23 protein-coding genes are annotated in these 15,067 nt (G+C 37.2%); 1 reads left to right on the top strand and 22 read right to left on the bottom strand.

The features are described from left to right. Position 1: 1 nt before the first annotated feature. From ILA26_RS06130 to ILA26_RS06230, 21 genes are read right to left on the bottom strand one after another with little or no spacing between them, the layout of a single operon-like run. On the bottom strand, positions 2 to 829 hold the full coding sequence (locus ILA26_RS06130) for a 4Fe-4S binding protein (protein ID WP_366514884.1): 828 nt from the start codon (positions 827 to 829) through the stop codon (positions 2 to 4). Positions 830 to 863: 34 nt separating this feature from the next. Then, positions 864 to 1,796, bottom strand: a complete 933-nt coding sequence (locus ILA26_RS06135) for a carbohydrate kinase family protein (protein WP_292895394.1) — start codon at positions 1,794 to 1,796, stop codon at positions 864 to 866. Between the two features lie 9 nt (positions 1,797 to 1,805). Continuing rightward, positions 1,806 to 2,696, bottom strand: coding sequence for a formylmethanofuran--tetrahydromethanopterin N-formyltransferase (locus tag ILA26_RS06140; protein WP_292895396.1), 891 nt, complete (start codon positions 2,694 to 2,696; stop codon positions 1,806 to 1,808). 8 nt (positions 2,697 to 2,704) lie between these two features. Next, complete coding sequence (locus ILA26_RS06145) at positions 2,705 to 3,748, bottom strand: hypothetical protein (RefSeq protein WP_292895398.1); 1,044 nt, start codon at positions 3,746 to 3,748, stop codon at positions 2,705 to 2,707. A 3-nt stretch (positions 3,749 to 3,751) separates the two neighbouring features. After that, positions 3,752 to 5,122 (bottom strand): 4Fe-4S binding protein, encoded by a 1,371-nt coding sequence (locus tag ILA26_RS06150; RefSeq protein WP_366514885.1) that lies wholly within the window; start codon positions 5,120 to 5,122, stop codon positions 3,752 to 3,754. After that, the gene (locus ILA26_RS06155; protein WP_292895402.1) at positions 5,119 to 6,147 is read right to left on the bottom strand and encodes a 4Fe-4S binding protein; all 1,029 of its coding nucleotides are present in this window, start codon (positions 6,145 to 6,147) and stop codon (positions 5,119 to 5,121) included. The genes ILA26_RS06150 and ILA26_RS06155 overlap by 4 nt, the downstream gene beginning before the upstream one ends. 1 nt (position 6,148) lies before the next feature. Beyond that, a complete protein-coding gene (locus ILA26_RS06160; RefSeq protein WP_292895404.1) occupies positions 6,149 to 7,273 on the bottom strand; it encodes a nickel-dependent hydrogenase large subunit in 1,125 nt (374 codons plus the stop codon). Next, entirely contained in the window at positions 7,270 to 7,719 is a 450-nt protein-coding gene (locus ILA26_RS06165; RefSeq protein ID WP_292895407.1) for an NADH-quinone oxidoreductase subunit B family protein, read from the bottom strand. The genes ILA26_RS06160 and ILA26_RS06165 overlap by 4 nt, the downstream gene beginning before the upstream one ends. Positions 7,720 to 7,752: 33 nt before the next feature. Next, positions 7,753 to 8,145 (bottom strand): DUF1959 family protein, encoded by a 393-nt coding sequence (locus tag ILA26_RS06170; RefSeq protein ID WP_292895409.1) that lies wholly within the window; start codon positions 8,143 to 8,145, stop codon positions 7,753 to 7,755. 10 nt (positions 8,146 to 8,155) lie between these two features. Beyond that, positions 8,156 to 8,458 carry an energy-converting hydrogenase subunit EhaL family protein gene (locus tag ILA26_RS06175; protein WP_292895411.1) on the bottom strand — a complete coding sequence of 101 codons (303 nt, stop codon included), beginning with the start codon at positions 8,456 to 8,458 and terminating at the stop codon, positions 8,156 to 8,158. Between the two features lie 8 nt (positions 8,459 to 8,466). Continuing rightward, the gene (locus ILA26_RS06180; RefSeq protein WP_292895413.1) at positions 8,467 to 8,721 is read right to left on the bottom strand and encodes a hypothetical protein; all 255 of its coding nucleotides are present in this window, start codon (positions 8,719 to 8,721) and stop codon (positions 8,467 to 8,469) included. Continuing rightward, complete coding sequence (locus tag ILA26_RS06185; RefSeq protein WP_292895415.1) at positions 8,718 to 9,590, bottom strand: NADH-quinone oxidoreductase subunit H; 873 nt, start codon at positions 9,588 to 9,590, stop codon at positions 8,718 to 8,720. The genes ILA26_RS06180 and ILA26_RS06185 overlap by 4 nt, the downstream gene beginning before the upstream one ends. Positions 9,591 to 9,599: 9 nt before the next feature. Next, positions 9,600 to 9,815: a DUF788 domain-containing protein gene (locus ILA26_RS06190; protein ID WP_292895417.1), complete on the bottom strand. Its 216-nt coding sequence runs from the start codon at positions 9,813 to 9,815 to the stop codon at positions 9,600 to 9,602. Between the two features lie 9 nt (positions 9,816 to 9,824). Further along, positions 9,825 to 10,499 carry a hypothetical protein gene (locus ILA26_RS06195; protein ID WP_292895419.1) on the bottom strand — a complete coding sequence of 225 codons (675 nt, stop codon included), beginning with the start codon at positions 10,497 to 10,499 and terminating at the stop codon, positions 9,825 to 9,827. Positions 10,500 to 10,505: 6 nt separating this feature from the next. Further along, complete coding sequence (locus ILA26_RS06200) at positions 10,506 to 11,192, bottom strand: EhaG family protein (RefSeq protein WP_292895437.1); 687 nt, start codon at positions 11,190 to 11,192, stop codon at positions 10,506 to 10,508. Further along, positions 11,189 to 11,782 carry an EhaF family protein gene (locus ILA26_RS06205; RefSeq protein ID WP_292895421.1) on the bottom strand — a complete coding sequence of 198 codons (594 nt, stop codon included), beginning with the start codon at positions 11,780 to 11,782 and terminating at the stop codon, positions 11,189 to 11,191. Before ILA26_RS06205 ends, ILA26_RS06200 begins: the two co-directional genes overlap by 4 nt. Further along, a complete protein-coding gene (locus tag ILA26_RS06210; protein ID WP_292895423.1) occupies positions 11,779 to 12,039 on the bottom strand; it encodes a DUF2107 family protein in 261 nt (86 codons plus the stop codon). Before ILA26_RS06210 ends, ILA26_RS06205 begins: the two co-directional genes overlap by 4 nt. After that, complete coding sequence (locus ILA26_RS06215) at positions 12,039 to 12,302, bottom strand: DUF2108 domain-containing protein (RefSeq protein ID WP_292895425.1); 264 nt, start codon at positions 12,300 to 12,302, stop codon at positions 12,039 to 12,041. The genes ILA26_RS06210 and ILA26_RS06215 overlap by 1 nt, the downstream gene beginning before the upstream one ends. A gap of 2 nt (positions 12,303 to 12,304) precedes the next feature. Beyond that, a complete protein-coding gene (locus ILA26_RS06220; protein WP_292895439.1) occupies positions 12,305 to 12,556 on the bottom strand; it encodes a DUF2109 domain-containing protein in 252 nt (83 codons plus the stop codon). A gap of 4 nt (positions 12,557 to 12,560) precedes the next feature. Then, positions 12,561 to 13,058, bottom strand: coding sequence for a hypothetical protein (locus tag ILA26_RS06225; RefSeq protein WP_292895427.1), 498 nt, complete (start codon positions 13,056 to 13,058; stop codon positions 12,561 to 12,563). Continuing rightward, a complete protein-coding gene (locus ILA26_RS06230; RefSeq protein WP_292895429.1) occupies positions 13,051 to 13,440 on the bottom strand; it encodes an energy-converting hydrogenase A subunit A EhaA in 390 nt (129 codons plus the stop codon). Before ILA26_RS06230 ends, ILA26_RS06225 begins: the two co-directional genes overlap by 8 nt. 115 nt (positions 13,441 to 13,555) lie before the next feature. Here ILA26_RS06230 and ILA26_RS06235 point away from each other — a divergent pair, with 115 nt between their 5' ends. Next, positions 13,556 to 14,488, top strand: coding sequence for an NAD-dependent epimerase/dehydratase family protein (locus ILA26_RS06235; protein ID WP_292895431.1), 933 nt, complete (start codon positions 13,556 to 13,558; stop codon positions 14,486 to 14,488). Between the two features lie 23 nt (positions 14,489 to 14,511). Here ILA26_RS06235 and ILA26_RS06240 read toward each other — a convergent pair whose 3' ends face one another. Beyond that, a complete protein-coding gene (locus ILA26_RS06240; RefSeq protein ID WP_292895433.1) occupies positions 14,512 to 14,883 on the bottom strand; it encodes a hypothetical protein in 372 nt (123 codons plus the stop codon). Positions 14,884 to 15,067 lie beyond the last annotated feature (184 nt).

The raw sequence follows: 15,067 nt of genomic DNA on the forward strand, positions 1-15,067 counted from the left end.
TTTATTTCATATCTATTCTTTTAAGTGCTCCTACAGGACAATGATTTGTACATTCAACACATCTTATGCATTTATCATTGTCAAGGACAACTTCACCATCAACTAACTCTATTGCACCTGTCGGGCAATTCTCTTCACATAAAAAACAATTCACGCATGAATCATAGTTTACATCAATGAACCTAGAATGATGAATAGGTCCGATGTATCTATCCAATTCAATTGCAAACTCATTTAGTGATATTTCTTTACATGCCCCACATCCAATGCACATCTTTTCATTGATATATGGATACAATTCATCATCGATTAGTTCAATGCCTAAATCCATATCCAAATCTTCAAAGAACTCTCTGAATTCAAGAGTGAATGCATTTGTTGGACATAAGGTTGCACAATCATCCCAATTATTATCAACTGAATAATCAATTGAAATTTCATTCATACGAACTACTCTATGAGGATAGCTAACGTTAGCCAAATTATATTCAATAACATCACGCTCATCCTCACTATTATAAACGACTGCATTACTGATCAGCTTGATTGCTGAAACCGGACATGTCTGAACGCATATCTCACATTTCACACACTTGTCAGTAATTTTAGCCATTCTGAAAATATTAGCTGGTTCGATTGCATTAACTGGACATTCACCAACACAGGTATTACACCTTACGCACCTAGGCGCAACGGCAATGATTTCTTCTTCGGTACTGAAATCCTCCAGTTCGAATTGGAAATCGTCACCGTCATCATCTAATTCAACAGACTTCAAAAGGACCTCACGTTCCAAGTTTTTCATCTGTTTTATAAAAGACACATTCATTTTAATACCAACTAAATAATTTATTTAAATAAACTTAAAAAAATTCCTCCAAGTCCTTTAGGGAAGGGAATTTTTCCATACCGAATCCTTCTATTGCCTTGCTGGCCACCCAATTTCCGATTTTGCATGATTTTTCCAAATCATAACCTTTCAAGTAAGAATATAGGAATCCACTGTTAAAGCTGTCGCCCGCACCGGTAGTGTCAACAACATCACACTCAAATGACTCGACTTCACAGGTCTGATTGCCATTCATTGCAAACACTCCTTTTGAGCCTTGTTTTACAACAACAGTTTCAATTCCCAAATCTAAAAATCCAATAGCCAACTCTTTTAAAGAGGATTCATTATTATTACATAATAATCTTAATTCTGACTCATTTATCAATAATATATCAGTCCTATCAAGAATAGGTTTTAACTCGTCAAAGCCTTTTTGCACATATAGCATTCCAGGATCAAAGCTTAATATGCATTCCTTGCTAAGCTTATCCAACAGTTCAATCTGAGTTTTGAATGAGTCGCCAACAAAAGATGTGTAATGCATGATTTTACATCTCATGATGTTTAATGGATTTATCTCATCGATTCTGATTTCATCATTAACTCCAGGGTCGATGTAAAGGCATCTTTCACCTTCAGAATCGACAAAACCTAAGCATTTTCCTGTAGACCCATTTTCAGAATAGATTAAATTATTTGTATATACTCCATTGACGGCCAAATTGTACTCTATCAAGTCACCGTCCTCATCCTCAGCAATTTTTCCAATCAATGAGGTGGAACACCCCAATCTGGATAAACCTATTATGGTATTTGCTGCAGAACCTCCGGGAGTGTCGGTTTCGTCCTTGATGAAACTTTCCTCATCTTTTGAGACTATATGTTCCACTGAATATAATTTATCCACATTCAATGCGCCAAATCCTATGACTTCTGCATTCAAATCATTGTCAAATATTTCCATATTAAAACCTTACTTTAAGATATCTAATAGATTAATGTTCTTATCTCCAAGTTTTCCATCGAAATTACCTGCAGATATTTTAATTACACCATCAAATTTTAAAGCAGCATCAATACCTGCTTTAACTGCATTGTTCATTGATTCCTCATCGATTGCATTAATTACAACTTCAGGAATGTAGTTAACGCCTTCAGGAACCTTGGACTCATCGCCTAAAGTCTCCTTTAATGATGGGCAGTAAACATGATTGGTGGTCGGACCGATTTCCGGGAAATTTGTTTCAGGCTTTGAAGCAGCTGAACAAATATCGAATGGTGCTGTTGCACCTTCAACTTCCATGATGGCATCAATGATTGCTTCACCGGCTTCAAGCACGGCTTCCGGAGTTTCACATAGATACCAGAAGTTACCTCCCATGGTCCCATCGTTTATTTTGAATTTCTCTTCAATTTGGAAATCAGGCACTGCAATAGGAACGTTGATCATTTTTCTTCCATATTCCTCAACAATCCATTCATATCCATCACCGCAGTGACCTACAATGTCCATCATTTCAATATATTCATCACTGTCTTTATCAGAGTAATCAAAGATACGTGTGAACGGTTTGACCAATACGTCTTGTCTTAATCTGTAGGAAAGTTCAAATGCGAATTTTTCAACATCGTCACCGCCTAACCAGTATTGGACAATAGCACCATACCTTCCGTCAGGAGTTTCGGACTTGTCTAAAAATCCTTCAACACCCCCTTCAACCCTACCAATCACTGCACTAGGAGTTGAAGTTGAATCGTATGCTGCTCTTTTTACGATTTTTTCATTAGGGCCAGTAATCAATGCCCTTACATATTTTCCTTGAAATGCTTCAAAGAATGTGTCTTCTACTTTATCATAACTCATCTTTACACCTAACCTAATCCACCTATATCTTGACCACGGATATTATTTCTCATTTCCTTGCTTATTTTTAGGATATCCTCATAGTTTTCATCAGTGATTATTTGAATTACAGGATATTCCTCTTTAAAAATTGAGAAAAATTCATTTTTTACATTTTCATTAATATTGTAGTCATTAAATAATTTTTCATAATCATTTGAGCCATTATACTCATTTATAAATTCTAAAACTTTATCTTTGTCATGATCTGCATAAACGTTAGCGATTACTGCAGTCGCTATTGCACTTGGTGAGACAATTGCAATTTCTGCCACATTCAATGGATATTCGTTTCCGTTGAATGATATGCTCACACCATTATTATTGCGGGCAAACTCCAATGGTTCGACATCAGTTATGCTGTCTCCAATGTAGAGGATTTCATTGACATCAATTCCATCCCTTTCGATTATCTCATCAATGGCCAGTTTCTTGCCTTGACCTCCAACAACTTCTATTTCCTTGATTTTGTCATAGATTCCCATTTGGGTAATCTGTTTGAAGAATATGTCATCAAACAGCTCATAGTCTGTCGGATTTTCAAGTATTGATTTTTTGAATTCCTTGATTTTTTCAGTTTCTTCGACAGAAAGTTCAAGTGCATCCACATCCACATTTGTATAAAATGTGTTTTCAAATGGAACTTCCATATAATTGGAAACTGCTTCAATATACTGACCATAACTGGTGCTGACTATGTAAGTATTCATAGCTTCCTTCAAGTAATTCAATAGGAATTTTGAATCCCTGACTGAGTAGATATTGTTTTGGGAAAATTCAACCATATCATTATTCTTAAGGTTTTCAACCACAAAAAATGGCAAGATCAACTTTAAGGTGTTTCCTGCCTTATAGTTTTCTTTCTTGACAACATCCACCAGATAATCATCGTATAAACTGAGAATCTTGAATAATTCTCCACCGTCTTCAATGAAATTAGCAGCCAATTCAAATGCATTGTCATTCAAGGTCAGAGGACCTTCACAATCTGTAATAAATGATTTTTCAAACATGGTTCACCTGAAATTAACTATTCTAATCGCATCCAACGGACAGATTTCCTCACAGGTTCTGCAGTAGATACATTTTTCGCTGTCGAAATCTATTGCATCATCCTCAGTCAATGACAACGCATCGGCAGGACAATTCTTTACACAAATCGCACAAGCCTGACACTTGTCCGCTGAAAGTGAAAAGTCACCAAGTCTTTGTTGATATAAATATGACCTCGCATAGTACAAATCGCTGTCCTTACTGTAGAAGTAATCGTCATATGCACCGATAGCGTCAAATTGACAGACCTCAACACATTTTCCACAGTAAACACAATTGTCGTTGATGGTTATTGGATTTGGACCGTTCACCTCTATTGCATTTACAGGACAGACGTTGTAACATTCGCCACATGCTATACATTTCTTGTCATAAACCTCGATGTTCCTGTCCATCAGATAAGAACCGAAAAGCTTTGTGAACTTATCCACTTCAATACTGGAGTCCAAACTGATTTTCAACTCCCTTTCCATCATGTCATTTACCTTGCATTCGATGAAGTGCTCGAAGTTCTGGTCATTGAATTCCAACGCTATTGATTTTCCTACCTTTTCAAGAACCTTATTCAAACTGATCAAGTCAAGAGACAGCCTTTTGACATCATAATCTATGATACTTGAAACTATATCATAGGATTTGATTTCACTGTACATCTTATAAGCTTTCTTACGTGATGAATACCTTATTGCTGTTGAAGGACATGAATGCATACATTCCTCACATCTCGCACAGTATCCCGGGTTGATGTATGGCAACTTGTTGGTTCTTCCAACATTTATTGCACCCATTGACGGACATACCCTTGTACATGTCATACAGCCAATACATTTGGCCTGGTTAACAACAATAGCCTTACCTCCCTTAACGGTCTTAGGAAGCAATTCACCATATTTGATTGCATCAGTAGGACATACCCTGAAACAGAATCCGCATCTGACACAGGTGTCCTTATCGATTTTACTGTGAGGTTCGTTATTGCCGTCAGCCACAATGTGAATGGAACCGTTCTTACATGCCTGGACACAGGCACCACATGCCTTACATAATTTTGTGTTGATGTTTGGAACGTTTTCCTTTAAAGGAGGGTCCATCTTAACATCCAATGATATTGCATCAAACGGACAAGCGTTACGACATAATACACAACCAAAGCAAGTACTTTTCAGTTTAATGAGACCATCAGTTTCATCCATATATATCGCATCGATTGGACATGACTCCAAACATGGCTTGTCACTACATTCAGCACATTTTGTCTGGTCCACAACATAGTCGACGTCCACGTGTCTCAATGGTCTTGGTGTTTTAGTAAAACTATCTATCATAACACTCACTCCATAAATAAATCATCATTCAGATTAGATGCCTTTACGGTAACATGAATATTCTCGCCGTCTTCCAGCGAGAATTTGGAAATGAAGTACTTGATTACTGAAAACGGACATGTCTGGTAACAAATACTGCATCTTAAACATCTATCCTTATCTCTTACAATTGTATCTTCAGCCTCATCAAATGAAATGCATCCTGTTGGACAATCCGGAATACACAATTGACATTTTTTACATTTGTCCTTATCCCAATCGATGATTCTGACTTTAAGCCTGTTAACGGCATTGACAATTATTTCCAATGCAATTTCATCATCCGGAATGATTTTTAAAGCCTTATCCCAAATGTCGGATACAGGCACATCATACTGCAGAAGGTCATTTTTGTCCAATGCCCTCAAGTCCTCTTCCTTGGAGTTGATGTAATTTTCAAGATAATCCACACATAAAAGAATCAAATCCTTTTGGTCTTGAAGGTTATCCACAAACACTGCCTTCATTGCACCGTTCACTGGACATACATCCACACATTCTCCACAGGAGATACATTTGAGCTGATCAACCACAACCTTGCCGTCAACTTCACTTATCGCATCAACAGGACATTTCTTTAAACATTTCTTACATTTAATACATAGATAATCGTCAACAATGTATTGCCTTTTTGATGGAATTATATTGAATTCAGGTAAGATGAAATGATTTACCCCACATTCCAATGTTTTCGGATCTGTCGGACACACTTCCGCACAAAAACCGCAACGGATACAAGCTCCCGGCTTGATTACCGGATAGGTCAATCCTGCACCTTCCTCAGAATCCTCATCACGAACCAGCTTGATTGCATTTGGTGAAGGGCATGAAACTGTACATGCACCGCAACCGATACAATATTCCTTATTGACCTTTGGGAAATCCCTGAAACGTTCTGGCTTTTCAGAAATCTCCGGTTCGTTTTTCGCATTTGCAAAAGCGTCGACCCATGCCTTTCTTGCAAAGTCGTAAATGTACCATATTAAGGATGACATTCTATATCACCTCATCAAACTTCTTGATTGAGGTTTTTCCTGCCTCATTGGTTATTGCCACCCTTTCAGCACATGCAACACAAGGGTCGCTGGTTGCATATGTAGCTACAGCATCTGCAACGGTTGGAACATCACGAATCATGTATTTGGCACATGAGTCCATATTTGCAATACTTGGAGTCCTGATTGAAATGTTCTTGATCAGATTACCGTTAGTTTCAATCATGTAGGTTACTTCACCACGAGGAGCCTCGTTTTGACGCATTGCATAACCAGATTTTAAATCTACAGGAGTACGTACTTCACCTTTCGGTATGTTTTCTATTGCTTGTCTGATTAAACTTATTGATTCAGGTATTTCATCAAATCTAGTTAATGTTCTTGCGTAGTTATCCCCTTCGGTTCTTCTGATAACCTTAAAGTCAAAGTAATCATCATAAGTGTAATGGCCCTTACGGAAATCCTCTTTTATTCCTGATGCCCTTCCGATAGGTCCGACAGCCCTTCCTTTGATAGCTTCTTTTTTAGTCATTACCCCTATTCCTTTACATCTTAAAGCCAATGCAGGACCTTCAGCAAACAATTGCCTTGTCCGTTCAAATCCTTCTTCAATGATATCAAGGTTCTTGAGTATTGCATCGAAGTGGCGCTCATCTGCATCCATCCTCACACCACCCACAACGTTCCAACCCATGTTAACACGGTTACCGGTTAACAATTCGATTGAATCCATTGCATATTCCCTTAACTCCAGAACATGCATGAACAATGTTTCATGATCCATTGATTTGAAAAAGGTAGAATTTCCAAGCAAGTGGCTTTGAATTCTATCCAATTCGTTTGTAATGACTCTCAAGAATTGAGCTCTTGGCGGAACATCAACATCAGAAATCTGCTCGATTGTCTCTGCAAAGGTTTGGGTGTGCTCATATGAACAGATACCACATACCCTTTCGGACAAGTAGATTCCTTTCTGCCAGGTTTTTCCTTCAATTATCTTTTCAATTCCCCTATGAACATAACCGTATTCAATTTCTGCTTTAACAACCCTTTCACCTTCAGTTTGAAGTCTTAATCTGATAGGTTCTTTTAAAGCTGGGTGAATTGGACCAATAGGCACTATCATTTTTGTTCCCTCCCACGATCAGCAATAGCTTGAGGTCCAACGGCAAGGATAGCTTCCAATATTTCACTAGGCCTTGGCGGACAACCTGGAATTTCTGCTGCAACCGGAATGAAATTTGACGCAGGAGCATTCACATGACCTCCCTCTTGGGCAAACACGTCTCCGGATATTGGGCAGTTTCCAACCGCTACCGCTATTTTTGGTTCAGGAGCCTTATCATAAATTCTTTTTAAATTATCTTTCCATTGTTCGGTGACAGCACCGGTTAACAACAGAACATCAGCTTCACGAGGATTGTTGTGAACATAGATACCGAATTGCTCTAAATCGTATCTTGGAGATAATAATGCAACGCATTCAACATCGCATCCATTACATCCGCCACAATTTACGATACAGACGTGAATAGAGCTTTTTCTCACAACATCCTTAATAGCATCTAACATTGTACTCCCTCTTTTTGTATAAATTTATAAACGTTAATATTCTGATTTTTCCTTTAGTAAATCAAATAATTCTAGTTGACCTTCTTTTAATGCATCTTCATAACTTTTTCCTGATTTGACTTCATCAACTAGCTTCTCCTTAAGTTTGTCTCCTTCCTCTTCAGTTAGAATATTCAAGTAACCGACGAACCAACATAACCTCAAGTCGGCATGAAACTTCTTTGAAAGACATAACCTGTCAGCTATGTCGAATGTTCCATGAAATGCCTCCAATGTGGACATGTCAAACAATTTGAAGAAGACCTCTTTTAACTCTTCAGGTGTGCATTCAAAATCTTTTGAAAGTGGATCTATTATATCTCTTTGCCATGCATAACTTCCAAGTATTCTTTCTTTCATCAATATCATTTTAGATTCATCATCCATGCAAAACACCTCATACTGTCCAGTGCATTAGGAAATACACAACAATTGCTATAATTAATCCCACTGCACTTTCTTTTCTACCATATCCTGGCCTTTCTCCCATTATAAATCCTGCAAGGAGAAAACCGATACCAGATAAAATAACATTTCCTGCATTGAACGCCAAGACCCATCCGACGATGGAGATGATTGCTGCAACAGTATTGAAGTCTGTCACTGCAACAAATGCCTCACCATGTTGCTTGTAGCTGTAAAGCAATCCCAAAATGGACCCGACAACAAATGCAATTATGTAAATCATATAATCTAACATAATATCTCCTACATAGGTTTATAAAGTAATATAAATGAGCATATAATTGCTAAAAATGTAATCACAAAACATAATTTCTCAATGCTTTCAATCTTATGTGAAAAATTGCCTTTGGACAACAATACGAATGCTGTTAAGACCACACCGATTATTATGATTGGAGCAATCAGATAAGAATGCAATGCTGTAGTCAACAATCCCACAACAATGACACCTATAGCAACCAATGCGGTTAAATAAACAATAACGTTTTCACTCTTCATGCTACCACTCCAGTAAATATCATTACTATTGTACCAAAGAAGCATATGGCTCCAATAGTGATTTGAGTCATGACTGAATGATTTGGACTGAAAATCGGTGTTGTAGCGTTAATGAAACCGGTTATGAATGTTATGACAATCATTCCTATTAGGTATCCAACAGCGTTTAATGGTCCAAAGAAAATTGTTAAAAATACCCAAAGCATAACATACCATGCGATTGATTCTGAGAAATGCATGAATCCTCTTAAAAGACCGTAATGTTCGGTTTCAAATCCTGAAATTAAAGCCTTATCCTTTGTAATCGCAAACGGAGAGTAAGGGGATTTTGTAATTATCAGCATGAAAAACATCAATGCCGCAAGCGGAATTGTGTAGATTAACGGTCCGTGAACTGATTGATAGGTTATGATTTCCCCAATGTTCATTGTACCGGTGACCAGATAGACAAACACAATAGCTGCAAACAATGGAAGCTCTGTTGCCGCTGAAAGAACAGCCCTCACACAGCTCAATTTACCGTAAGGTGAACCGGAACTTGATCCTGAGTTATGCTCAACAATCTTGTAGACCGCATAAACACCAAATAATATGAGTAATGAATCATGAGCCACAGGTCCTGCAATTACTCCAACAACCCATATTAATGCAAGGATAAATGTGATTCCTATATAAAATGGTTTGGAAACTGTTTTTGGGAAACCTGTTTCTTTAAAGAAAAATTTCAATGAATGCAACAAGTGCTGTATTATAGGTGGACCTGGACGTCTCTGAACACGTGCCATGATTTTTCTATGCAATCCCAAAAGCAGGCTTCCTGCCAGGAATGCAATAATAACTTGAATTAAAATATTTGCCATCAAATTCATATTACCACCCTAATATCCAGTAAATGGTTCTTTCAACCTTCCTTCTACATCTTCAGGTTTCGGTTTGGCCATTGTCAATAGGCCTAAAGATAAAACCCATGCTGGAATACCGAACATAGCAACTGTATAAACTATCCATGCGTCAAAGTCTATAACCAAGCATGCAAGGATTGCTATTGTTGATAATACCAATACTATAATACTAACGATTTTTTGACTAACCATTCTAACCACTTACCACAATACCAATAATAATATTTCAACGGCTCTTACAATAATGAATAATGAACTTAAGTGAATTATAACAATGAATGGAGAACCAGGAGTCCTGAACATCTCTGCTTTGCTTGCAAAGAATGGGGCCACTCCACTTTCACCTAAAATTCCAATCAACATCAATATCGCACCAAACACTACCATCGGACTTGCAGGCATTTGGGACAATACTGCAAGGGATAATGTACCTGTTGAAGCTAAAATGATAGCTGCTCCACCAAATAACGGCAGGCTGCACATCATGGCGATTAAACCGTAATTGAAAGCTGAGTTTAAAACGCTTGTCTGTTTAACTGCAGATACGATACCGATGTTTAATATTCCCACCAAAGCCATGAACAGTGTGAAGTTAAATAAATCTCCAGTAATCATTGCTCCAGCGGAGGCGATACCACATATTATTGATAAAAATCTTCTTTGCCTAAATTCTTTTTCATCCACTTTGACTTCCGCAACACCTAATGTGTTGAATTTGGATGCCTCAACTTGTGTTTCAGGTTTACTTATGGCAATAAGGAATGTGAAACCAAGCAGCACCGCAAAAAGGAACAAGTTAAACGGATTTATGTAAAGTACAATATCTCCAAGCGGAATTGTTCCAAGTAAATCTCCTCCAAGTGTAACAAAATCCATATTATCCTACTCCTTATCAATATCCTCTCTCATAAGCAGGCCTATTAAACCCACTTTGGATGCTACTTTCAGTAATAGTCCACATGCTGCCAAGAATAAACTTAATAACCAATATTGCGGTGTGACGAAGAACAGTAAAAATCCTATAATCCATAAACACCATGCAATACCGGAAACACCAGCGATACCGTCAAGCACAAGCACTGGAAGTCCTCTTGCTTTTTTGGATAAAGCGTACAGTACAATTCCTCCACCAGCTACTGCTCCTCCAGTAAAACCAGTCAGGAATATACCATATGCTATTAAAATCAATGCTATGAAATTTGGCGCAGTAGTCATGATTTCCATATCAAGTGAAAATGCCTGTGGGAACAGTGAAGATGACCTTTTGAGATTTGCTCTTGGATCCTGTTCGATTTTACGCATTTCACGTGTGATAAGAATTTCTGAAATGGCCAATGTCTCAGCCAGTTCAACTACCAAACCAGGTAAGATCAACGCTTCCGCAAGGTCTGTTCCGACCGCAGAAACAACGAATATCATTGCAAGACCAACAATGTCAGTGAGGATAAGAATGTGAATCTCTTCCCTTTTCATTGCAATCGCCATGGTTCCGATGAAACCTATGATCAATCCTGCATAGATTGCAGGCAAATACATGCTAATGAACTCTTGAGGAACATACAACATCAGTTATCCCTCCTAAGTTGTTTTGACCTTGCCTTAATGTCATTTGCCTTAACCTCATTAGCCACATGAGTGGAATCGGTTATGGCCTTTTTGAAGTCTTTCTTGATTTCATCCTCATCATTCTTTCTGTTCATGGTGTAATTGACAGACAGCCATGAAGCGATGATGAATGACATCATCAAAATGCTTGATTCAAGGATTGTATCGAATCCCCTTGTGTAATACAATATCTCATCAATCAGTCCACCAGGGGATGAGTAAATGGATGTACCGAAGTACGGTGAAATTGATGATATCCATTGGGCCAATGGAGACATGTATCCTGTAATCATTCCCAGACTTGCCGCATTGTCCGGATATTGCGGATTAATCTCTCCCGGTGCGACTAAAACCTCGCCACCCCGGTCATAAGGTGCGATTGCCAAACCTTCATCAATTTGCTCCTGTGGAGCAGGTCTAGGATACAATTGATCAGGATTCAGTGCCATCGGCACAATCAAACCAACGATTAGAATTATTCCAAGGCTAAATGCAAATAGACGTGGAATGTTTTTAGGGTCAGCCAGCTTATTCCATAAAACTCCTATTCTCATACGTCTGCCCCCATCTCTTCTAAACGAATAATAGCTCTGAATAAAATTAAACTAATGATAACTGTTGTTGCAAGCAATGTCAACAATGCCAACACATGATTGTAGCATAAAAGCACTAGACATACTCCAATTGATGCAACTTCAGTGTTGAATGTCCTTACAACTGGATCGTTAACTCCCGGACCCCAAGCAGTAGCAATACTTCCTATTATTGCTAGAAAAATTCCAAAGTAGAAAAATAATGAAACATCTATCATTATGCATCACCACTTGCAATTTTCTTTGTTCTGATTTCTTTGATCTTAACAATAGATAAGATAAATACTAAAGTTGACAATGGACCTGCCAAAGCCGCAAACATCGCAACATCCAAATATTTGAATAGAACAATAACTAAAACAAATCCTGCATCAAGTATTGAAAACATTATGACCTTATCCAACGGCCTTTTCAGGAATATTATACCGAATGCCCCGATAACCATTAAAGCTATTGCGATAATTGATACGAAAAACTCCACTTTCAGTCCTCCAGTAGTATTTCATCATCTAGTCTTTTTAATGTATAAGCAATAGCATTTGCACTAATTGTTGAACAAATAAAGAATGCTGCTGCAACTATAAGGGCGAATGGAGTGTTGATAACCAATGCAATAATTGCAGAAACTCCAAACCCAATAACGTTTATGTACAATAGCCTTTCAGCCCTGTTTTGGGTTATCAAAGCCCTTAATGCTACAAATATGACTATAATTCCAATAATTTCAACATACATATAATCACTCTCTAGCATGCCTATTGAATTTTTTGGCAACTTTACCTAAAACTATTGAAGCCCTTGTCTGATCGATTCCCATAATGGTCAAAATGGCTATAACCATACCAACAATGAACATTTCAGGTGTTAAACCGATGAATGATGTCAGGAATATGATTATTGTTGCAGTCAAGCTTCCAACAGTTCCGGCATACCCTGGATCTGCACACAATCTGTTTCCGATGAAAACAAGGAATGCTGCAATGATTCCTCCAGGAATTCCTAAAAGCAAGTATCCAATAGAAGCCAATAATGTACCAGCGGATGCGTCCGGAGAACATAAAACGTTTCCTTGGAAGAATCCACCAGCAATGTCTCCCCCTCTTTTCTCAATGTCTTTACCTATTATGCTGGCCCCTCTTACGCCAGGCTGCTCGGGAAGTCCGAAATATGTATCTACAATAACAAAATTCAACCAACAAAGAATTGCAGCAATTATTATTCCAATTACCTCATTCATCAATATCCTCTCCCGCATTTTCATCCAGAGGTTTTGGAAATACAAAATCAAATAAATATTTCACAAATAATGCAGATAAAACACCAATTATAACGGCTAAGACCAAACCATTATACATGAAAGTATAGTTTAAAACTAAAAATATGGATAGAATACCAACCGCTATTATTGGAGTTGGATATATTGCACTCACATCAAAAGAATACCTATATGGTTTGCTTGGCAACAATGGGATTTTTAAAACCAATGCCACTACAATAGAGCATAGGATAGCCACAATATAAGCTAATGCAATGTCGAATGCACCAATTGTTATATTGCTAAGCCCAAAGAAGTTAACCTTTGAAGCAAAAAATATGGTATCGTACATCAAATCAAACATATTATTAGACTCCTCTTATAATATAATTATTAATATATAAAAATATATAAATATTGCTTCTTAAAAATTTAATATAATTGTCCAATATTAAGCTAAATAGTAATACGGTGATTTAATGATAAATAAAAAGATTTTAATAACAGGAGGACTTGGTTTTATTGGATCGCACATTGCAAATGAGCTAATGGCCAATAATGAAGTGATTATTGTCGATAATTTATCCACAGGCAACATTAAAAATTTGAATAATTACAATTCAGAAAATTGCAAAATTATTGAAGAGGACATATGCAATGCAAATTTTGATGACCTAACCCGTGATGTCGATTACATTTTCCATCTTGCGGCGATGGTGAGTGTTCCAATGAGCGTTGAAAATCCGATTGAATGTGACAGGATTAACGTTAATGCCACAGTCAGGCTATTAGATTCAGCTGCAAGAAACGATGTCAAGAAAATCATATTCTCATCATCATCTGCAGTTTATGGGGAAAATAATAATATGCCCTTAAAGGAAACAGAGCCATTCATGCCAAATTCACCATATGCCGCATCAAAGGCAAGCGGTGAGTTATATTTACAATCATTTTATGAAAATTATGGTCTGAATTACACTGCCTTAAGATATTTTAATGTGTTTGGACCAAAACAGGATAAAAACTCCCCATATGCGGCAGTGATCCCCAATTTCATTAGCGCATTGCTTGAAGGCAAACAACCAGTCATCTATGGAGACGGCGAACAGACAAGAGATTTCGTCTATGTGGGAGACATTGCTCGTGCCAATATCGAAGCGGCCAAATCTGATTTCAATGGAGTTGTTAACGTTGCTTCCGGTGAAAAGTTAACCATCAACAGATTATATGAAATTGTCAAGGCCACATTAGGAAGCGATATAGATCCTAAATACCTTCCAGAACGTTTAGGCGATATAAAACATTCCGTAGCCGATGTAACCAACCTTGAAAAAATAAATATCGAAATAAGTTCTGACAATTTTGAAAATCAGCTGATTGAAACGGTTGAATGGTTCAGAACCATCCTTTAATCAAAATCTAAAAAAAGTTAAAGTTAGTGGAATCCGCATCCACTACAAGTTTCACATTTTTCTTCTTCTAAAGGATCATATTGCTTATCTTCCTGCAGGGTGGCTGAGATAAAGTACTGGTCGAATTCGTCCTTGTTTTTAAGTACCGGTGAAATTCCTTTGAAATCACATTTAATGTCACCTGTTCCACCAATATCAACCAGGATAGGTTCACCTAACTTAAATCTTTTAAAGTACGCTTCAATTTCATCTATTAAAGATCCAGGCACTCTGAAATTAAAAGATAAAATATTGTTCTCCTTCATTTTTAAACCAACATATTTCTGGTCTATTTCATAGTTCAGGCCTAACTGCTTTTTGAATATTACATTAGTACCGATATCATTAGATGACATTTTTTATAATCTCCTTAAATTATTAAATTAAAATTATTAGTTTGTAATATATAAAACTTTCCGATGATTGTCACAAAAGATACAATTTAAAAAAAAATTTGTTCATTGAAATTATAACGAATTATAATGATTTTTACTAAGATTTATATAATTTTAAATTCAAAATTTAGAATATGTTATAATA

This window comes from Methanobrevibacter sp. (assembly GCF_017940815.1).
Lineage (GTDB): Archaea > Methanobacteriota > Methanobacteria > Methanobacteriales > Methanobacteriaceae > Methanocatella.